The following is a 21,856-nucleotide window of genomic DNA, read 5'->3' on the forward strand; positions in this document are numbered from 1 at the left end:
ATATGAAAATAATTAATTGTCAAGTTGATCATTTAAAAAATCCGCTGGGATATCAAATTACTAAACCAGATTTTTCTTACGTAATAACTGATAGTAAAGCTGAAAAACAAACGACAGCTAGAATTGTTATTGCTACGGATCAAGAATTAAATAATTTGATTTTTGATTCTGGTTGGACCAATGAAATCGATTCTTTGGGATATATTGCCAATGTTTTGTTAAAACCACGGACGCGTTATTATTGGACGGTAAGTGCTAGAACGGATTTGGATGAAGAGGCGACAAGTGCTGTAAATTGGTTTGAAACCGGAAAGCAACATGAATCGTGGGAAGCGCAGTGGATTACAAGCAAACAAAAAACTGGGAGACATCCGGTATTCAAAAAGCAGATCACATTAACTAAACCTTTAGTTAGTGCCAGATTATATATTTGTGGACTGGGATTATATGAAGCCTATTTAAACCAAGAAAGAATTGGCAACGAATTCTTAACCCCATATGTTAATGATTATAATAGCTGGCTTCAGTACCAGACATATGACGTAACTAAGCAATTAAAAAGGGATAATGAATTAGAAGTTATCCTAGGAAACGGTTGGTATAAAGGCCGCTTTGGTTATGAACCGAATTCTAAAGAAAATCGTTATGGTGATGCTTGGGAATTAATTGCTGAAGTAAGATTGACCTATGCTGATGGTTCAACCGCGGTTATAGGTACTGATTCAAGTTGGAAAGTTCATTATGGACCAATTACCGCCTCATCAATTTACGATGGTCAACAGGTAGATATGACGCTTGCAGACACATCCGAAGAACAAGTGCTTTTATCTAAAAGAACCACCGAAAAATTGGCTGATCGTTATAGCACGCCGGTAACTATTCATGAAGAGCTCAAGCCGATTGCCCTTATTCATACACCAGCAGGTGAAACAGTTCTTGATATCGGACAAAATCAGGCGGGTATCTTTCGTTTGCATGTTAAAGAATCAAAAGGAACTAAAATTCGTTTACAATTTGGCGAAATTTTACAGCAGGGTAATTTTTATAATAAAAATTTACGGACAGCTAAACAAGAATTTGTTTATATTGCTGATGGTCAAGAAAAGATTATCCAACCAGCCTTTACTTATTTTGGGTACCGTTACGTGAAAGTTGAAGGAATTCCAAATCTTAAAAAAGAAGACTTTACGGCATGTTCATTATATTCACGATTACCTAAAACTGGTGAAGTTAAAACTGGCAATAAAAAGATTAATAAACTAATTAATAATGTTGAATGGGGATTAAAGAGCAATTTTATTGATATGCCAACAGATTGTCCTCAACGTGATGAACGGATGGGGTGGACAGGTGATGCTCAAATTTTTTCAGCCACTGCTAGTTTTTATCGCGATACCTATGCTTTTTACCAAAAGTACCTGCATGACATCTTATTAGAACAACAACAAGCAGACGGAAGAGTTCCTTCCATGATACCTTCGTTTGGTGATAAGGCTACTTCTTCTGTTTGGGGTGATGCTGCATGTATTATACCGTGGAATGTTTATCTATTTTCAGGCGATAAAAAGATTTTAGCTGATCAGTTTCCAAGTATGAAAGCTTGGGTCGATTATATTGAGAAAATTGATGGAGACAATTTAGGCTGGAATAAAGGCTTCCATTTTGGTAACTGGCTGGCCTTGGATAATAAATCTGATGTAAAAAATGATGTAATGGGAGCAACTGATGTTGACTTTATTGTACGAGTTTATTATTTGATCAGTGCACGATTAACTGCTAAAGCTGCCCGAATACTTGATAAAAAAGATGAAGCTGTTCATTATGAAAAACTAGCTCAAAAAATCTTAGAGTATATTCGAGATGAATATTATTCACCAAATGGCAGATGTACGATAAACACCCAAACGGCTTTATTAATGACATTAGCTTTCGATCTTGTTGAGGATAAAACTAAAATCATTACAGCTTTAGCAAAAGCTTTTGAAGAAACCGGTCATCAATTTACTACTGGATTTGTTGGGACCGCACTTTTATGCAATACACTGGCTGACAATGGATTTGAGAAGGTAGCTTATGATTTGCTTTTAAATGAAGAGTACCCTGGCTGGCTTTACGAAATCAATTTAGGGGCAACAACTGTTTGGGAACGTTGGAACAGCGTATTACCAACTGGAGAAATTTCCAGCGCCGGGATGAACAGTCTAAATCATGAAGCTTACGGATCTATCGGTGAATTTATTTTTAGGCATGTAGCAGGTATTAGTCCGTTAGAAGAAGCTCCTGGTTTTAGGAAGGTTCAAATAAAACCTTTATTGAACTGGAAAATTCGTCAAGCAGAAGCGAAGTATAATACTGCTGCTGGTCCGTATCAAATTAAATGGATATTGACTGATAGTACGCACGTTACTCTAAGTGTTCATGTACCATTGGGGTGTGAAGCGTTGTTAACCTTGCCATTAGCTCCACAAGATATATTTACAAATAATTCAAATGAAATATTTAACCAAGTGAAGGATAATAAGTGTATCTTAAAGCCAGGAACATATAAGATTTCTTATGAAATAACTGAAGATTTGCATCAGATTTTTAGTACCAACACACCGATTCGTGAGTTGTTTTATAATAAAAAAGCCAAAAACTTGCTTATTAAAAACAATCCCAACATTTTAGAAACATCACTTGAATTACGTGAAAAATCGCTTCGTGAGTTGTCTCAAGCATATGTTGGAAGTAATTCTGAGTTTGAAAAACAATTAGATCAACTGGATTTGGCACTTAAACCGTTAAATGAATGAAGATACATTATGATTAAAAAATTGGAATGATATTTAAAATTAAATCCTCTAGACTGTTTATATTGAAAAACAGTCTAGAGGATTTTTAGTTTAACATATTACTTTGGGAAATTTGTGGGCTGTGGTGGAGATTAACGAACAATATTTAAGCTTGGTGTGATTCATTTTTTAGCGAGCCGCGTAGATTTATTTTGGGTTTGATAAATAGATGCTGATTAGCTTGCTGATTATTTAAAAATTTTTCGAGAATTTGAGCTAACCCCAAACTTAAAAGTTTAGTAGATACTTCAACAGATGTTATTGGTGGATTAGAGAATTTTGTTAGTTCTGGATCAAGACTTGATATGGATAATAATTGAATGTCTTTAGGAACAGATAAATGATGCTGTTTAATAGCATAGTTTGCCCCCAAAGCTATACTATCAGTTTCAAAAATAATGGTTGTTGGATGGTTAGAAATAGCCAATAATTCGTTAATTCCCTGAATACCACCGTTGAGACTATCAGCTACACTAATAAGTTGCTCGACATTTATGTTATGTTTTGCGCACGCTGATTGAATCAACTTGATTCGTTGTGATGAAGCAGGATAATTGTTATTTGATTTAAATACGGCAATTCGAGAAATGCGTTCTGCAAGTAAAAGGTCAATGACGTTATTTGCGATTGCTTCTGAAGAAACTTGAATGGTATTAAGAATGTCTGAATGCCGGTTAACTAAAATAATATTTTCATTTTTACTTAAATGTTCTAAGCGCAGAACATCATCATGGCTGGCACCACTGACAATGATTGCTGAATAAGATTGCCATAATGCATCGTCTTTTAAAATATCACCGGCGGTATAAGTTTGAATAATTATAGAATAATTTTGCTGCTGATCTTTTAAGGTGTTTTTGATAGCGCTTAGAAAAGTTGATAAGATATTGCTACGTTGATCTAAGGGCCAGAAAATAGCAATTCTGGGAATAGTTGAGTTGGCGTATCGTAAATTACGAGCATTAAGATTTTGGACATAACCTAACTTATTTATTGCAGACATTACCTTATTATATGTAGTTGTAGATATATTACGTTCCTTTGCTCTCCCGTTAGCAACTATGGAAGCGGTTGAAGGAGAAACCCCAGCCGCCTTAGCTACATCTTTGAGTGTAACCATAATTAATACCTCATCTCCAATTAAAATTGATCTGAATTAAATAATTTGTAAGTCCTTTATTAATTAATTATTGCCATTATCAGTCGAAACTTAATTCTAAATTGTGTATAAAAAACATACACCTTAGTATCACAAAAGGCAATTAAAGTAATTTTAAACAAGGTTACTTTACCGCACTAACAATTTTTATTCAACAAGAATCCAAGCTAAAACTGCTAATAACCAATCAACCGCGGAATTTATAAATGATGCTGACTTTAGGCATATGATTTTCCTTATATATTATCAATTAAATCATTAATATTTAGACAACATATATGGTGACTTTAATTTTTTCACTGAATAAAAAATCAATAGTTACATCTTTATTCTAATCAAGTAATCATTAATTTAGAGTAAAATTTGAACTAAAAAGTAATTATTTTTTAAAAATATATTTTAAGAAAACGGCTTTTTTTGCTTATAGCTGTGACATTCATTATAACGTATTTTGAAATAAAAGTCAGCAATATATCAGCTTGAAACATAGTGACTAATTTCACAAAAAAGGTTGACAACGTTTTCCAATTGTTGTATTTTAAAGGTTTGATACAACGTTGTACCTTTATATATATAAGGCTTAATGGAGAGGTGATGTTAGTGGCTTTTAAAATTGCTGCAATCGAGGGAGATGGAATCGGTCCTGAAATAATGGCTGCCACAAAGGATGTTATTAACCAAGTTGCTGCGGTGTTTAATTTAAACATTGAAATTGATGATGTGTGTGCTGGTGGACAATCGATCGATCGCTATAATACTCCACTCACAGAAGAAAATTTTCAGAAGTGTAAAGACAGCAACGCAATTTTGTTAGCGAATATTGGTGCTCCTCAATATGATAATTTACCAATTGAACAACGTCCTGAACGGGTAATGTATCGATTGCGCGGAGAATTAGGCTTAGAAGTAAACGTTCGACCTATTTTTATTCCAAGTAGTCTGCGTTCATGTTCACCGCTAAAAGATGAGATTGTAGATGAAGGATTTGATGTAGTAGTAATTCGAGACGTGATCGGCGGTGAATTACCGTCACCAAAATATCGTGGGAAAGGCTCTGGTGGCGAGGAAGCCTATGATAAAGATTACTACAACGAAAAGATTGTTCAACGGGTAGCAAACTGGGCAAAGAAATATGCTAAATTACGAAAAAATAATGTAGTGAGCCTAGACAAAGCAAATGGGTTGGCAAGCTCTGAATTATGGCGAAAAATTATGGTTCGTGAATTAACAGCCGCTAAGGTCGATATAAATTCAATTTTAGTTGATAGCGGTGTCCAAACATTCACTAAAGGAGTTGCTGCTTTCGATGTTATTGTTGCTCCAAATTTATTTGGGGATATTGTTGCCGATGAACTTACTGGTTTGAGTGGAGTAGGCAATTTGTTGCCAGATGCAACCATGGGACAAGGAACATTTGGTATGTACGAACCTAATCAATTGCATAATATGAATCAGAAAATTGTTGGTAAAAACATAGCTAATCCATTAGGACTGATTATGGCTGTTTCTATGATGATGGAACAATCGCTTGAACTACCTAAGGCTGCTAAAGTGATTCGACAAGCAGTCATGAATGTAGTTAATAGAGGTTACGTTCCTGCTGATCTTAAGACTTCTGAAACAAAGATGGTGCTTGGTACTAGGGAAGTTACAAAGATGGTATGTAACGAAATTAAGGAGTTATCATAAAATGACACAAATTGAAAAGATAATGGGTAGTAAACAGGGAGAACAAGCTGAAATTACCCCTAATATAATTGTACTTAATGACTATTCAGAAATTGACAGTATATTAAACAAAATCAAAGCAGTTAATGATAACAAACAATTAAAGATTTTTATTGATCAAGATGTGCCTTCCGGTGATCCACGGACATCAGAATTATTTGGAGAATTGACTAAATTTTCAAAAAAATACCAAATTGATTTTATCCAAGCAAAAGGAATAGGTTATTCATATTTATTAAATGAAATTTCTGCAGATCAGGTTGTGGTTTCATTAGGACAACACAATTCTATTTATGCTGCTAAACATTCATTGGGATTGAATTTGCAACCAGATGACTTTATTCAGGCTATTGAAACTGGTCATTTTGCAATGACTGTTCCAGAAACTTATACAATTAAATTGACTGGGAAACTTTCTAATGATTTAGACGTTCGAGATGTATATATTAATCTTCTTTCGAAGCTAAAGCGTAAAGATACAGAAGGTAAGGTCCTTGAAATTGGTGGTACTTATTTAGATAGTTTATCTGAATCTCAACGTGGCGCTTTCTTCAGTATGATGGCTCGCAAGGGTGCTGTAACAGCTGTTTGGAATGAGAAATTAAGTGTCGCTGATATGGAATTTGACCTTGCTGGTGTTCAATCATTGCTGGTACTACCAACAACTACATCGACTACTAATAGTCCGTATGTGGCCGCTCCAATGTCGATTTTAGAAGATGTTGATTTTAATGCTGGGATGATTGGTGGTTACACTGGCGGCGATATTGATTCATTGCGATTAGCTGCAAAATTAATCGGCGATCATCAACATGTAGCGTTTGGTTTCCGATTAAATATTTGTCCGGCAACTAGTCAAGACTATTTATTAGCCCTGAAAGAAGGCTTGGTTTCTAAATTCATTGACTATGGTGCCCAGATGATTGCTCCAGGTGATAAGAATATTGTGGCTCAAGGTGCGGGAGCAGCGGGCCCCGGTGAACGAATCTTGACGGTTGGCAGTTATACTTTCAGCAATTGTTTAGGTTCCTCAGATGCAAATGTTTACGTGAGCGATATGAAGACGTTGATTGAAGTATCTCTTCGAGAACGCAGACAGTTTAAATAGAATTGGAGGAATTTAAAATGAAAAGAACATACCAAGGCCGTGTTTGGAAAATGGGCGATGATATTGATACAGATACCATTATTCCTGGTAAACGCGGAACTATTCCAACCATGGATGAAATGAAAAAATATGCCTTTGAACTTTTGCGTCCAGATTTTGCTAAGGATTCAAAAGCAGGTGACATTATTGTTGCTGGAGATAATTTTGGCTGTGGTTCCTCTCGAGAACAGGCTCCAGCAGTTATTAAAGCAAATGGCGTAACCTGCGTTGTGGCTAAGTCTTTTGCAAGAATTTTCTTTCGAAATGCTTTTAACATTGGGTTGATTTTGATTGAGTGTGATGGTGTTCAGGATGCCTGCCAAGATGGCGATCAAATTGAAATTGATATCAACAATAAAGTTAAAACCAATGGTAAAGAATTTCCTATTGGGAATATTCCAGATAATCTTTTTGAAATCGTTAACGATGGTGGTCTAGTTAACCACATTAAGAAATTAAATGCTGTTAAAGGGGGCAAATAATCATGGGATACACAATGGTAGAAAAAATTTTAATGCGTAATGCAGGAGTTGACAATGTTGAGGTTGGCGATATTGTAACAACTCACCCCGATATGTTTATGATTCATGATATTTATACCCCATATGTTGAAAAAGTTTTAAATGAAATGGGGACACTTAAACTAGACGATCCGGATAAGGTCACGATTATGTTTGATCACTGTTTACCGACAGCGGTTGCTAAAAATGATTCAATTCATTATGATGCCGGAATTCGTTTATCGAAAAAATATGGTATCGAAAAAATGCATATAGGAGAAGGAATTTGTCATACTTTAATGCACGAATTGCACTATGCTAAACCAGGAATGGTTGTAACTGCTACTGATAGCCATACTACTACTTATGGCGGTGGTGGCTGCTTCTGTTCAGGAATTGGTACTACCGAAATGGCTGGAGCACTTACAACTGGTGAGCTGTGGTTTAAAATTCCAGGAGCAATTAAAGTTGAATTAACTGGTAAATTTCAAAAAGGAGTTTACGCTAAGGATTTAATTGAAAAAATTATGGGTGATCTTACAGCATCTGGTGCTCAATATAAATCTTTGGAATTTTGCGGTGATGGTGTGGCTAATATTAGTATGGAAGGACGTTACACAATTGCTAATATGAGTTTGGAAGCTGGAGCAAAATGTGGGTTATTTTTAGCTGATCAACAGACCGCTGATTATTTTGATGAAAATTTAGCAGATATTGATTGGATTCGTCCCGATGATGATGCAAAGTATGAAAGAGTTTTGCATTATGATTTAGGTAAATTGAGTCCACAATTATCTTGCCCACAAGGTGTAGATAATGTTCATTCAATCGAAGAAGCAGAAGGTACTACACTTGATGAAGTTTATGTTGGGTCATGTACAGATGGTAGTATTGAAGATTTAAAAGCAGCAGCAGATATTTTGAAGGGAAAACATGTAGCTCCGTATGTTCGTTTCATTGTTGTTCCTGCAAGCAACTCAATCTTCAAGGAAGCAATTGAAAAAGGATACATCCAAACCTTTATTGAAGCCGGTGGAGTAATTTCTCATCCATCATGTGCCCTATGTTGTGGGATGCCATACGGCTTGCTTTCTGATGGACAAAAGATCTTGAGTACAGGTAATCGTAACTTTATTGGTCGGATGGGCTCTAAAAAATCACTAATTTATTTAGGATCACCTGCTATGGCAGCAGCATCTGCTTTATCTGGGAAAATTTCTGATCCTCGTAAGCTGGCCTAAGGAGAATCGATATGGATCATTTAAAAAAAATTCAAATTTGTAATTTGCCATTAATGTATTACATCCCAGTACTATTGATTACGCTTGTGGCAACTTACACACACTCATTGAATAACGATGTTGTTGGTGGATGCTTGTTTCTATATGTTATTGGTGGCCTTTTTTTCTATGTCGGAGGAATAATTCCTATTTTTGGAACTTATATGGGAGGAGCAATTTTATTACCTTTATTTGGTGGCTCTGCTCTTGCATATTTCCATCTGGTACCTGCATATTTAACCAAATTAATTGCCGGAATTATGGGATCTGGCGCGATTAACATATTCATTGCTGCTATTGTGGTTGGTTCAATTTTGAGCATGGATCGGAAAGTTTTGTTGGAAGTATCAGCTAGATTGATTCCAGTTATGTTAATTGCTCTGGCATTTGCAATTGTATTTATGGTCATTACTACGTTTTTAACAGGACAATCATTGATTAAGGGATTTTTCAATGTCGGAATTATTAACTATACCGGTGGTTCTTCCGGTGCTTTAGTGGTTGTGCCAACTATATACCATGGGATTTTTCATAATCCGGTTACTAGTTATTCTGGCAAATTTATTGTTTTGATGAACATTTCTAATTTAATATGTGTTATCTTTGCGGGAATATTAAACCAATTAGGAAAAAAGAAACCAGAATGGACAGGTAACGGTGCATTAATGAAAGGTTCAGCTAAGGTAAAAGCAACTAAAGTCGAACCAATTGAAATGGATAAAAAAAGTTTGCGTTCTTTAGGAATCGGTTTTGTAATTTCCTTATCATTACTAGTGTTAGGAAATATTTTACAGACAATTGTTCCACAATTAAACTATATTGCTTGGACATCATTGCTGGCAATTGCACTTAAAGCATTTGGTGTCTTTAATGATAAAGTATGTCGTTACAGTGCTAATTGGCAAGGATTTGTTGTTTCGAACTTCATCGCCTTCCTGATCACTGGAATTGGAATTGTCTCACTTGACTTGGGGCAACTCATATCATACTTTACGTTATCCAACTTCTTGATTATTGCAATGGGAGTTATAGGAGCTATGTTGGGTGCGTTACTCGGCGGGAAAGCTTTGGGCTTCTACCCGATCGATTCTATGATAGCTGTTGGTGTTCAATTAGGTAATGTTGGTGGTAGTGGAGCGGTAGCAACCTTATCAACTGCCGAACGGATGGAGTTGATGCCTTTTGCAATTATCTCTAACCGAATTGGCGGGGCGATTGTTGTTATTTTGCTAAGTTTGTTGGTACCATTATTTGTTTGATGTCGGATAAGTTAGAAGGGATTGATAATCAATGCGTAAAATTGGAATTATTGGTTTAGGCAATGTTGGTATCACTGTTGCCTATACCTTATTTACACGCGGTGTAGCTGATGAATTGGTTTTGATTGATCCAAAATCAAAAAAAGTTCGGGCTGAAGAAAATGATTTGAAAGATGCTTTATCATGCAATCATTTTCATACGAAGGTAATTAATGGCGATTATGATCAGTTAGCTAATGCTGATGTTTTAATAACTGCATTTGGTGATATTAAAGCAACGGCTCGGACTGATGATCGGTTTGCAGAGTTCCCGATTAATGTGGAACAAGCGAAGATCGTCGGACCTAAAGTTAAAGCAAGCGGTTTTAAGGGAATATGGATTAATATTTCTAACCCTTGTGATGCAATCACAACTATTCTAAAAAAGACTAGTGATTTTCCTAAAAATCGAATTTTTGGAACAGGTACATTACTTGATACTTCACGCATGAAAAGACAGGTTGCCGATTATTTAGGTAATCAGGACCCCAAAAATATTGGAGGGTATGTTTTAGGCGAGCATGGTAATTCTCAATTTACAGCTTGGTCAACAGTTTCGGTTGGAATCCGGCCATTAAGCAAGTATATTAGTGATTCTTCAAAATATAAAAAGTTAGAGGAGAATGCCCGTCAAGGAGCATTTGAAGTTATTTCTGGAAAAGGATATACATCATATGCAATCGCAACCTGTGCAGTTCGTTTAATTGAAGCAGTATTCGCCGATGCTCATACAATTTTCCCTGTTTCAGTTTATTTGGAAAGTTTAGATACTTACATCGGATATCCGGCGGTAGTAGGAGCAAATGGAATCGAACATGTTGAAGATATTTCATTAACGACCGCTGAAAAGGAATCTCTATCAAAATCAGCTGATTACATTAAAGGAAATCTTGCTAAGGTAGGTTATTAGCAGCATAGGTTTTATCACGAGTAGAATGATATTACTGTATGGATAAACACTGATATGATAATGAATCAAAATCATTAATAAATTGAAACGTTTTGGACAAACTTGCTAGTAATCCAAGACGCTTCAGTTTTTTTATTTGGAATAATAATATTATTAATGCTTAGTTCTGCGGCAGCATTACTGATAAATAAATTATTAAAAATTATATAATCTGAATACTTAAGCTATCTGTTCTGAGGAATAGGTAGCTTTTTTGATTGGCTTTATGCTTAGTCGGGCTCGCTTGTATGCGAAACAAAATGTGGATGGGAAAATAAGAGGTTAGACCCAAGCGTCTCCTAAAAACAAAATTAATCTATCTTTTGGAGATAACTATTAATTGCCACTAAACGATTAGGTTAATGATCTCCAAACTTTCGATAGCTATTTTGAATTTGGATTATACTCCTCTCAAAAAAATTTATTATTTCACGCCATGTAATTTAGACAAGCAGTGGTTATTTTCCCCTTTCTTTAATTGTCTTAAACAATTGAACACGTTTTTTTATCTGCAATTTTTTGTAAATATTAGAAATGTGTTTCTTGAGAGTATTATTAGTAATCCCCAGCTGACTGCAAATTTGTTTGTTGTCTATTCCGTCCAATAATTTTTGCAAAATGATTTTTTGCTGTTCGGTCAGATGATATTTTTGAGTAACCTGACTGACGGTCATTTTTTTTGGCGAATAAATTTCGGTTTGAAAATGATGATATAAACTGTTTTCAAGATGAGTTGTTAATAATCTGACTAATTCGATATCGTTTTGTGTAAAGTTTTCTTTTTGATCATTTCGGAAAAGGGACATGATACCTAAAAATCGACCTTTAAATGAAATAATGGAATGAAGCGAAAAATGAAAGTGGTAATCTTTGTAAAACATTTGGTAATAAGGCGTTAGGATTCGCTGATTATCTGAAACAATATCACTTTCTCGATAGGTCATGCTTCGGTCTGTAAACATCAAAGCTTTAGAATAGTCAAACTTGTTATAAACCTGCAGATATTTTTCCCCAAAAGCTGAATCAATATTGTAAATTACCGGACTGGTAATTTTTTGCTCATCATCAATAGCTGACAAGTAAAAAGAGCCTCCATCAAAGTCTACTAAATAAGTTAATTTCTGCATTAAGAGCAGACGCATTTTTGTATTGTCAGAACAACAGTAAATATGATGAATAATATCATTGAAGATATAAAGGTCATTAAGCGAAAAAGAAATCATAATCACCACCAATTTTAATCATTATTTAATGTTATATTATATACCTCAAAATAAATAAAAGCCCCTTATTTTCAAAACAAAATAAAGTTCGATACGAAATTTTACTACTTTTGGAGTATGAATTACTCTTAAAAAGTTAACTTTGTAGTACTTATTACTAATTTATTTGTTATTTTATGAATCATATAATCGTCTTATAGCTTTTATGTTATATGACATAACATTTAACTTTGATTAAAAAAAGATTGAATTGGGGGTTGCTAAATGAAACGAAGATATTTTTGGCTGATTAGCATCTTGGTAAGTAGCTTGTTGTTGATTTTAACTGGATGTGGACATTCACAAGCTAGTCATCGGCATACTAAAGTCTTGAATATTATCGGTTGGAGTGAGTACGTTCCACAAAATGTTTTAGATGATTTTACCAAGGAAACGGGCATCCGAATCAATTATATCTCTTATTCTGATCCAGATCAGATGCTTTCAAAAGTTTTATCTTCGGCTAATGGTACGTATGATATGGTTCTAGCTCCAGGGATGTATGTTCAAACTTTACAAAAATTGGGGCGATTAGAAAAACTAAATAAAAACAAGATTCCTAATTATAAAAATATTAATTCATTGGCTTTGAATAAACCTTATGATCGACATAATCAGTATTCCTCACCGTATTTAGGAACAGTGGTGGGAATTGCTTATAACAAGAAAAAAGTCAAGAACAAGATTACCAGTTATCAGGATCTATTAAATCCTAGTCTCAAAAATCAATTAGTCACAGTAGAAGATTCCAGAGCAGTTGTTGGCTGTGCTTTAATGGCGACCGGACATAAGATCAATGATACTAGCAAACCAGCTTTAAAGGATGCTAGTGCCTATCTTAAAAAGTTGAAACCAAATATTCAAATTTTTGATGGTGCCAGTCCCAAAACACCTTTAATTAACAACCAGGTTTCAGCCGGATTGGTCTATGGTGGTGAAATTGCTTTAGCAATCAAAAATAATCCCAACATTAATGTTGTTTATCCTAAAGAAGATATTTACTTTTCATATGATGTTTTCATGAAATTAAAGAAAGCTCCGAACGGTAGTAATGTTGAAAAGTTCATTAATTATATGCTTCGTCCGAATGTTAGTGTTAAGTTTTCCAAAGCTTTTCCTTACTATAATCCCAATAATAAAGCAGTTAAACTATTGCCAAAAGATTTAAGAAATAATCCGGCTGTTATGGTACCAAAAACAGTTTTAAAACGTTCGCAGACAGTTTTGGACATTGGAAAGAATACGTCAAAAATCGATGAAGTTTGGAGCAACTTTAAGGGGAATAATTAAACTAAGCATGATTAAAACGGGTGGATATTAATTGCAAGCTATAAAATTATTCTTCATAAATAATTTACAACTATAAATAATTATAAAAGGGGAAATTAAGCATGAAAAAATTAGAAATTACGATTCGACCGGAGAACTTGGAAGAAATCAAGCAAATTTTATCAGCTCATGGTGTTACTGGGATGACAATCTTTTCAGCTATGGGAGCTGGTAATCAGAAAGGTGAAAAAGATGTTGTTCGGTTCAATGACAAAAAAATACACATTAACTTATTGCCCAAAATCCATGTTGTGGCTTATGTAAAGGATACAAGTATTAATGAAATCTTAATCAATATTCACGAACAGCTTGCAACGGGTCAAGTTGGAGATGGAAAGGTTGCCGTTTCACCGGTGGAGGAAATTATGCGAATTCGTACAGGTGAACGTGGTGAGGATGCACTTTAAAGGGGAAGATTGATATGAAAGAAATGATCAAATTAGCCTCAATCAGTAAAAGCTTTGGTAATGTTGTGGTTATTAAAAATTTGAATATTACAATTTATCAAGGCGAGTTTTTAACCATGTTGGGACCTTCTGGTTGTGGGAAAACGACTATATTACGAATGATCGCGGGGTTTGAAAAACCAACAAGTGGTGAGATTTTGTTGGATGAAAAACCGGTTCATAATTTGCCACCAAATAAACGCAAAATCAACACAGTTTTTCAAAATTATGCTTTGTTTCCGAATATGACCGTGGCAGAAAACATTGCTTTTGGATTGAAAATGGCTAAAGTTCCTAAAAGTGAACGAAAAAAAAGAGTGGAAGCGATGCTTAAACTAGTTCAACTGGAAGGTTATGAAAACCGTAAACTAGATCAACTTTCTGGGGGACAAAAACAACGGATCGCTATCTCTCGAGCTTTGGTCAATCAACCACAAGTATTATTGTTGGATGAGCCCTTGTCAGCTTTGGATTTAAAATTACGAAAGCAAATGCAGATCGAACTCAAGCGGCTGCAACGTAAGTTAGGTATTACTTTTGTCTATGTTACCCATGATCAAGAAGAAGCTTTAATGATGAGTGATCGGATTGCAGTTATGAATAAGGGACATCTGGAACAGATTGCTGATCCACAAACATTGTATGAAAAACCGGGGACAAGATTTGTAGCGAACTTTATTGGGGAGTCGAATATTTTTTATGGCAAGGTCGTTGAAACTACAGATGATTTGACAAAGGTTGTTATTGAAAATGGCTATTTAGCAATCAAGTCATCAATGAAGGTATCTCAAAATCAGACCGTCAATGTCGTAGTACGACCTGAGAAAATTAGATTGGCTGAAACCGAGATCGACCATTTCCATATTCCTGCTAAAGTTAGTGAACATTACTACGCTGGTAATGTTAAAAAGACGGTCCTTAAGCTACAAAACGGAATGGAATTAAAAATGAATACTCCAAGTAACCAGCCATTGTTACCAATTGGAAAAGATGTTTTTGTTTACTGGGATCCAATGGATGCTATTTTAGTCAAAAGTGATTCGGACAAGATTTTCAAGATATTAAAGAGTTCAGATTTCGCTCCAATTGAGTAGTTAACAAGGGAGGTGCTCATGATGGAAATCCCCAAAAATGATTTTTCAACTAAATTTAAAAAGCACACCACGCCAACCAATCAACCAGCGCATAACAGTATATCTGAAAAAATTTCGAAGTGGATTCAAATCATTCCAATTTCTTTATGGATGCTGCTGCTAGTTGTAATTCCATTAATGTATGTTTTAGTAATGAGTTTTATGTCCCGGAATTATTATGGTGGGATTGTTTACAAATTTACTTTGAATAATTACGTTCAGGTTTTTAATTGGCAAAATCTAAAAATCTATGGTCAATCGATTTGGATTGGGTTGATGAGTACAATCATTTGTTTACTGATTGCTTATCCGTTTGCTTTATTTACTGCTCAAAAAGGGCCGATTGCCAAAATGATTCTGATAACTTTAGTAATCGTTCCCTCAGTTTCCAATTCACTGGTTCGTTTATTCAGCTGGATCACGCTTTTGCGACGAACAGGAGTTATCAATACGATTTTAGAAAAAATTGGTTTTATCAAACAGCCATTGGCAATGGTTTACAATACTGGAGGAATTGTGTTAGGGATGTCTTACCTACTATTAATGTTTATGATTATTCCAATTTTCAATTCACTTGATCGAATTGATCATGACTTGATCGAAGCGGCTGAGGATCTGGGTGCTTCAAAATGGAAGATCCTGCAGGAAATCGTGATTCCATTATCAATGCCCGGAGTTTTTGCTGGCTGTATTATGGTCTTTATTCCCTCATTGGGCTATTTCTTTGTCAGTGATGTGATGGGCGGCGGTACCAGTATCATGATGGGTAACTTGATTGAAAATCAATTTCAAGTTTCCCGCAATTGGCCATTTGGTGCTGCAATTTCGGTAATGTTGATAGTTTTGACCATGATATTACTGGTTTTGTTTCAGCGTCGTGGCGGTAAGATGGATGATTTAGGTTAAGGAGGGTCATTAATGGAAAAAAGACAACACAAAAGTTTTTGGAAAAATGCTTTTATCGGCTTGACCTTCATATTTCTTTATCTACCAATTGTTGTGATCATTATTTTTTCATTTAATACTTCTAAATTAAATATTTTATTCAAGGGATTTACATTACATTGGTATGCAATGGTTTTTCATAATTATCAAATCATGTCGGCATTAGGCAATTCGTTGATTGTTGGTGCGATTAGTACATTATTAGCGACGATCATTGGAACTTTGGGAGCAATTGGAATGTCACGTTATCGTTTTCCCGGGAAGCAGCTGCTAGATAAGGTCCTTTATATTCCTATTGTTATTCCAGAAGTTGTTTTAGGAATTGCATTGCTATCAATTTATTCTTTAGCCAGCATTCCATTAAGCTTGTTTTCTTTAATTTTAGCTCACGTAACTTTCTGTATTCCATTTGTTGTTTTGACAGTTCGTTCTCGCCTGATCGGAATTGATAAATCTTTAGAGGAAGCGGCTTTAGATTTAGGTGCGACCCCGCTAGTTGCTTTTATTAAAGTTACTTTGCCATTGCTACTTCCTGGGATCATTAGTGGAGCAGGTTTTTCTTTTGCATTATCGCTGGACGATGTGATCATCAGTTTTTTTACAACCGGTCCAGCCAGTACAACTTTTCCATTGCAGGTTTATGCGATGGTCAAAACTGGGATTACTCCAGAAATTGATGCAATTTCAACAGTTATGATGCTGGTAATAGTTTTGGTAATTGTTATTAATGCGGTAACTCAGGTTAAACGTGTCAAACAATAACTTTTGAAAGAAGGTGAGCCAATTGGAGTCAATTAAGATTTTAAAAAGTAAATCAATTTTAAATGCCACGCTGGACCATTTTTTTGCTGGTGCACTTGTAATTAAGGACAACCGAATCATTGATATTGTGTCAGAGAATATACCACAACAATATCAAAATACGAATAATGAAGTAATTGATTTTGGAGACCGAACAATTTTGCCGGGTTTCATTGAAAGTCACGCTCATATTTTTTTATCAGCCTTAGTTGCGGCAAAACAAATTATTCTGATTAATGGGCATTCAGAATCAGAATGTGTCGCTGATTTAGTGAAAAAAGCTCAAGCAGTTCCAAATAATCTACCGGGTGACTGGCTAGTTGGTAAGGGATGGTACCTGCCACATTGGATACCATGTCGAATGCCAACAAAAAACAGCTTGGATCAGGTTTTTCCTGACAGACCCACAGTTGTTATTGCTGATGATCTGCATACCCTTTGGTTAAACTCAGCTGCTTTGAATAAACTGCTGCCCAAGGCTGCTCCAGAACGTTATGATCAAGATGTTCACTTGGATAAAAGTGGTGATCCTGATGGAGTGATTGGTGAACAGACGGCAATGGGGTTTTTGCATGAGATCTTCAATTATTCTGATCAAAAACGGGCGGCAATTTTGCGACCGTATCTTACAAAATTAACCCAATACGGAATTACTTCGGTTTGTGACTTGGCCTTACTGCCGGCTAAGACAGCGGCGGGAATGGATGATCAAATTTATCCAGCAGCTTATAAGAATTTAGCTCTGCAAAATCATTTACCGGTAAGGGTAAATTTATATCCTTATTTTGGTCGCGGCGTGGCAGAAATCAAACAATTGCGGCAAAAGTTTACAACTGAACAAATCAAGGTCGCTGGCGGAAAACTATTTTTTGATGGTGTTACTAGTAGTTATACAGCTTGGATGAAAAGTAATTATGAGCAAAAAGAGATTAGAGGAACGCCTAATATTGCTCCTAATTTAATGAAAAATTTAATTTTTTTGGCCGCAGAGAATCAAATACCATTGCGAATCCATACGATCGGCGATCAGGCAATCCACCAAGCAATCCTTGATTTTCAAGCGGCAACTGCCAAGTTTGGTTCTTTAAAAAGCGGACATCATTGTTTGGAGCATTTGGAAACGATTGATCCAAATGACATCTCTTTACTGAAGAAAAATGATTTAATTGCGTCAATTCAACCTAGTCACCCATTGTTGGATTATCAAACTGTATCACAATACGTTGGTCGACGAGCAGCACGTATGTGGCCGTTTGCAACTTTCTTTCAACGAAATATTCCAGTAGCTTTTGGGACAGACAGTCCGGTCGTTACTGATATTCGTCCCATGCAAAATATCTATTTTGCAATGACCCGTCAAACATTAAATGGAGATCCGCCGGGAGGTTGGCATCCCAAAGAAAAATTAAGTTTATTCCAGGCTTTGCAAGGGCAAACCATAAATGCAGCTAAGGCTTGCAGCTTGGAAGAGCAAACTGGATCTTTACAAGTTGGTAAATCTGCAGATATTTGTGTTTTAGAACGTAATATTGAAAATTTAGCGGCTGATCAACTTAAAAATATTCAAGTTGATGCAACATTATTAGCCGGTAATTGGACGTTTAAATGATTGAATTTACAGAATGAAAGGTGATCATATGACTGAAAAATCAACCGTAACTGAAACACCAAAAAAAGAAATTATTGCTAAACTTGATGAAGTTTTAGAATATATCCAAAGCAATTCAATGACTGATGAACAAAAAGATGAGATGACCAAAGATACTTTGAATTACTTTGATAACTACGTTTCACCAGGATGGTTGAAATACCGTAAATCGGTTTCTACTGATGCAGCTGTGTTGGAATGGACCGATCAAGACGCTGTAATACACGGTTTAAAGGGTGAAGAATTCATTGACTGTTTGGGTGGCTTTGGAATCTACACGTGTGGTCATCGTAATAAATATATTTTAGATGTCGTTTTAGCTCAACTTAAACATCAAGCACTTCATTCCCAAGAATTATTGGATCCTTTGAGAGGCTATTTAGCAAAAGCCGTAGCAGACATTACCCCTGGTGATCTGGAAAAATGTTTTTTCACTAATGGTGGAGCTGAAGCAGTTGAAATGGCATTGAAGTTAGCGCGGATCGCCACAGGTGGAAGCTGGTATATCTCAACGATTGGAGCTTTTCATGGTAAGTCCATGGGGGCGATCTCAATGGGAGGCAAGGGATCTTATCGGGTGCCTTATATTCCAATGGTTCAGCAGGTACAACATGTTGAATATGGTAATGCTGAAGATATGCGCAAAGCGATTCGTAACTTGACGGCAGTTGGTGAAAAAATTGCTGCCGTAATTTTAGAACCCGTCCAAGGAGAAGCGGGGATAATTATCCCGCCTAAGGGGTACTTGAAAGAAGTTCGTGAAATTTGTGATGAATATGATGTTGCTTTAATTTTTGACGAGATTCAATGTGGTATGGGTCGAACAGGATCAATGTGGCGGTGTGCAGCTGAAGGCGTAACACCCGATATTATGACTTTTGGCAAGTCTTTTGGTGGTGGTATCATGCCGATTACCGGAATTATCTGTCGTTCAAAGATGTGGGTCCAACAACTGATTGATAATCCATGGTTGCTAGGATCACCAACATTTGGCGGTAATCCTGTTTGTTGTGCAGCTGCATTAGCGACTATTTCGTATATGTTAAAAGAAGATATTCCAGGTCAAGCTAAAGAAAAGGGAAATTATCTGATTAAAAAGTTACGTGAATTAGCTAATGAATTTCCAGAAGTTATTCAAGAAGTTCGCGGGATTGGTTTGATGATTGGAGTTGAGTTTCATACTAATGAAATTGGCTACAATGTGGCTAAGGAGCTTTTCTCACGTGGAGTTTTAACTGCCGGGACATTAGTTAATTCAAAAACGATCCGTTTTGAGCCGCCTGCAATTATCAGTTATGACCAGCTGGACACGGTTATTGAGCGAATGAAAGGTGCTTTAACAGACACAAAGACTGAGTTCAAACTTTAATGTAGACACTTTGCGCAGGAGGATGAAGAATGAAACTGGCATCAGTACCCAAAAAAGATGGTTGGTTTTTCCCGGCTGAATTTGAGCAGCATGAGCGAACTTATATGATTTGGCCAACACGTCCTGATACTTGGCGCAATGGGGGCAAACCGGCGCAAAAAGTTGTTACTCAAGCTGCTAATGCAATTAGTCAATTTGAACCAGTGACGATGTTAGTCAATGCTGCGCAGTTTTTAAATGCACGAACACAACTTGCTACTCAGGTCCAAGTCGTTGAACTGTCAACCAATGATGCTTGGTGCCGGGATATTGGGCCTTCATTTTTGGTAAATAAAAATGGAAAATTGCGTAGTATTGATTGGCGTTTTAACGCTTGGGGAGGTCAGGTTGATGGTTTGTATTTTCCTTGGGATCTTGACGATCAAGCTGCTCAAAAAATCAGTGAATTAGAACAAGTTGATGAGTATTATTTAAAGGATTTTGTGTTGGAAGGTGGTTCTTTTCAAATTGATGGGCAGGGAACGGCAATTGTTACCAAAAGTTGTTTGCTCAGTGCCGGTCGCAACCCCAATATGAATCAAGATCAGATTGAACAAATATTGAAAGATTATTTAAATGTTCAAAAAGTTTTATGGTTACCTTATGGAATATACCAAGATGAAACCAATGGTCATGTTGATAATATCTGTACGTTTCTTTGCCCAGGTGTTGTTGCTTTGGGTTGGCCGGCTGATCAAGATTCAAAACAGTATGCCTACTCATTGGCTGATTATCAATATTTGCAGAAATCAACTGATGCGCAAGGAAATTCGCTGACAATACATCAAGTAATAATTCCAACCAGTCTTAAGCTATCAGTAACTGAAGCTGATGGAATTGATCATATTGGAACGGAAAAGTCACGGCGAGCTGGTGATTACTTATCAGCTTCGTATATCAACTTTTATTTTTGCAATGGCGGATTGATTTTGCCAGCTTTTGGTATTCCTGAAGATGAATTAGCGAAAGACCAATTTCAGCATCTATTCCCTGATCGGAAAATTATTCAGATAAAGACACGAGAATTATTGTTAGGCGGTGGTAATCTTCATTGTATTACACAGCAAGTTCCTGCTCGTATCAAACGTTTAAGGTCGTGAGTAAATGAGAAAAGTTAAGGTTGCAGCTACTCAAATGAACTGCAATTGGAGAATTGATGAAAATTTAAGTCAAGCTCAAAAACTTGTTGTGTCAGCGGCCAATGAAGGGGCTAAGATTATCTTATTGCAGGAGTTATTTGAAACACCCTATTTTTGTCACCAAGAAAAATATCATTACTTTGATCTAGCTGCACAATTAAATGGAAATCCAGTGATCGCTAAATTCTCTGCTTTAGCTCGGCAATTAAAAGTTGTTTTGCCAATTAGTTTTTTTGAACGATGTGGTAACATTTTTTTCAATTCACTGGTTGTAATCGATGCTGATGGTAAAGTTTTGGATGTTTATCGCAAGACGCACATACCAACTGGTCAAGATTATGAAGAAAAATTTTATTTTGCTCCAGGCGATACTGGTTTTAAAGTTTGGACAACTAAATACGGCCGAATAGGTGTTGGCATTTGTTGGGATCAATGGTTTCCCGAAACTACGCGGATTTTAACGTTAAAGGGTGCTGAGATTGTTTTTTTCCCAACCGCGATTGGAAGTGAACCCGTTTTGGGATATAACAGTGAACCCCATTGGCAGCGTACGATTCAAGGACAATCAGCAGCCAATTTAGTTCCAATTGTCGTTAGTAATAGAGTAGGGACAGAAGTCGATGAAAATAAGCTGACCTTTTATGGATCTTCATTTAGTACAAATCAATTTGGAGAAATATTATCACAAGCAGATCAAAAATCGACCAGTTTTATTACTGCTGAGCTGGATTTAGACCAGGTTATGAAAGATCGGCGTAATTGGGGCGTTTTTCGGGATAGACGACCGGAGATGTATCAAGATTTGTTATCACTAGCAGCAATTAATGAAAACACCAGTAATAGTTGATCA

The 21,856-nt window shown here is 36.1% G+C and carries 18 protein-coding genes; 16 read left to right on the forward strand and 2 right to left on the reverse strand.

From position 1 onward, the window contains the following. The first annotated feature begins 2 nt into the window (after positions 1–2). Positions 3–2,795 carry an alpha-L-rhamnosidase gene (locus FC89_RS06270; protein ID WP_057871696.1) on the forward strand — a complete coding sequence of 931 codons (2,793 nt, stop codon included), beginning with the start codon at positions 3–5 and terminating at the stop codon, positions 2,793–2,795. Positions 2,796–2,940: 145 nt separating this feature from the next. Here the strand turns inward: FC89_RS06270 and FC89_RS06275 are convergent, their stop codons facing one another. Continuing rightward, on the reverse strand, positions 2,941–3,954 hold the full coding sequence (locus tag FC89_RS06275) for a LacI family DNA-binding transcriptional regulator (RefSeq protein ID WP_057871697.1): 1,014 nt from the start codon (positions 3,952–3,954) through the stop codon (positions 2,941–2,943). A 639-nt stretch (positions 3,955–4,593) separates the two neighbouring features. Between FC89_RS06275 and FC89_RS06280 the strand changes: the two genes are divergently transcribed. From FC89_RS06280 to FC89_RS06305, 6 genes are read left to right on the forward strand one after another with little or no spacing between them, the layout of a single operon-like run. Further along, a complete protein-coding gene (locus FC89_RS06280) occupies positions 4,594–5,682 on the forward strand; it encodes an isocitrate/isopropylmalate family dehydrogenase (protein WP_162258272.1) in 1,089 nt (362 codons plus the stop codon). Between the two features lies 1 nt (position 5,683). Then, entirely contained in the window at positions 5,684–6,829 is a 1,146-nt protein-coding gene (locus FC89_RS06285; protein WP_057871699.1) for an aconitase family protein, read from the forward strand. A gap of 17 nt (positions 6,830–6,846) precedes the next feature. Beyond that, a complete protein-coding gene (locus tag FC89_RS06290; RefSeq protein ID WP_157060674.1) occupies positions 6,847–7,350 on the forward strand; it encodes a LeuD/DmdB family oxidoreductase small subunit in 504 nt (167 codons plus the stop codon). 2 nt (positions 7,351–7,352) lie between these two features. Next, positions 7,353–8,609: a 3-isopropylmalate dehydratase large subunit gene (locus FC89_RS06295; protein WP_057871701.1), complete on the forward strand. Its 1,257-nt coding sequence runs from the start codon at positions 7,353–7,355 to the stop codon at positions 8,607–8,609. Between the two features lie 11 nt (positions 8,610–8,620). Continuing rightward, a complete protein-coding gene (locus FC89_RS06300) occupies positions 8,621–9,907 on the forward strand; it encodes a 2-hydroxycarboxylate transporter family protein (protein WP_057871702.1) in 1,287 nt (428 codons plus the stop codon). Between the two features lie 31 nt (positions 9,908–9,938). Continuing rightward, positions 9,939–10,856 carry an L-lactate dehydrogenase gene (locus FC89_RS06305; RefSeq protein WP_057871703.1) on the forward strand — a complete coding sequence of 306 codons (918 nt, stop codon included), beginning with the start codon at positions 9,939–9,941 and terminating at the stop codon, positions 10,854–10,856. Between the two features lie 497 nt (positions 10,857–11,353). Here FC89_RS06305 and FC89_RS06310 read toward each other — a convergent pair whose 3' ends face one another. After that, positions 11,354–11,974 carry a LuxR C-terminal-related transcriptional regulator gene (locus tag FC89_RS06310; RefSeq protein WP_235804390.1) on the reverse strand — a complete coding sequence of 207 codons (621 nt, stop codon included), beginning with the start codon at positions 11,972–11,974 and terminating at the stop codon, positions 11,354–11,356. 408 nt (positions 11,975–12,382) lie between these two features. On the opposite strand from FC89_RS06310, the gene FC89_RS06315 reads away from it, so the two are divergent. The 9 genes from FC89_RS06315 (at position 12,383) to aguB (ending at position 21,853) form a co-directional block, all read left to right on the forward strand. Beyond that, complete coding sequence (locus FC89_RS06315) at positions 12,383–13,447, forward strand: polyamine ABC transporter substrate-binding protein (protein ID WP_057871705.1); 1,065 nt, start codon at positions 12,383–12,385, stop codon at positions 13,445–13,447. Between the two features lie 101 nt (positions 13,448–13,548). Continuing rightward, entirely contained in the window at positions 13,549–13,893 is a 345-nt protein-coding gene (locus FC89_RS06320) for a P-II family nitrogen regulator (protein ID WP_057871706.1), read from the forward strand. A 14-nt stretch (positions 13,894–13,907) separates the two neighbouring features. Beyond that, entirely contained in the window at positions 13,908–15,026 is a 1,119-nt protein-coding gene (locus tag FC89_RS06325) for an ABC transporter ATP-binding protein (RefSeq protein WP_057871707.1), read from the forward strand. A gap of 18 nt (positions 15,027–15,044) precedes the next feature. Continuing rightward, positions 15,045–15,971, forward strand: coding sequence for an ABC transporter permease (locus FC89_RS06330; protein ID WP_235804391.1), 927 nt, complete (start codon positions 15,045–15,047; stop codon positions 15,969–15,971). Positions 15,972–15,983: 12 nt separating this feature from the next. Further along, positions 15,984–16,772 (forward strand): ABC transporter permease, encoded by a 789-nt coding sequence (locus FC89_RS06335; protein WP_057871708.1) that lies wholly within the window; start codon positions 15,984–15,986, stop codon positions 16,770–16,772. A gap of 22 nt (positions 16,773–16,794) precedes the next feature. Then, entirely contained in the window at positions 16,795–18,420 is a 1,626-nt protein-coding gene (locus FC89_RS06340; RefSeq protein ID WP_057871709.1) for an amidohydrolase, read from the forward strand. Positions 18,421–18,448: 28 nt separating this feature from the next. Then, positions 18,449–19,828 (forward strand): putrescine aminotransferase, encoded by a 1,380-nt coding sequence (locus FC89_RS06345; protein ID WP_157060675.1) that lies wholly within the window; start codon positions 18,449–18,451, stop codon positions 19,826–19,828. 29 nt (positions 19,829–19,857) lie between these two features. Further along, positions 19,858–20,967 carry an agmatine deiminase gene (gene aguA / locus FC89_RS06350; protein WP_057871711.1) on the forward strand — a complete coding sequence of 370 codons (1,110 nt, stop codon included), beginning with the start codon at positions 19,858–19,860 and terminating at the stop codon, positions 20,965–20,967. Between the two features lie 4 nt (positions 20,968–20,971). Next, entirely contained in the window at positions 20,972–21,853 is an 882-nt protein-coding gene (aguB, locus tag FC89_RS06355) for an N-carbamoylputrescine amidase (protein ID WP_057871712.1), read from the forward strand. Positions 21,854–21,856 lie beyond the last annotated feature (3 nt).

The organism is Liquorilactobacillus ghanensis DSM 18630 (assembly GCF_001435235.1).
GTDB lineage: Bacteria > Bacillota > Bacilli > Lactobacillales > Lactobacillaceae > Liquorilactobacillus > Liquorilactobacillus ghanensis.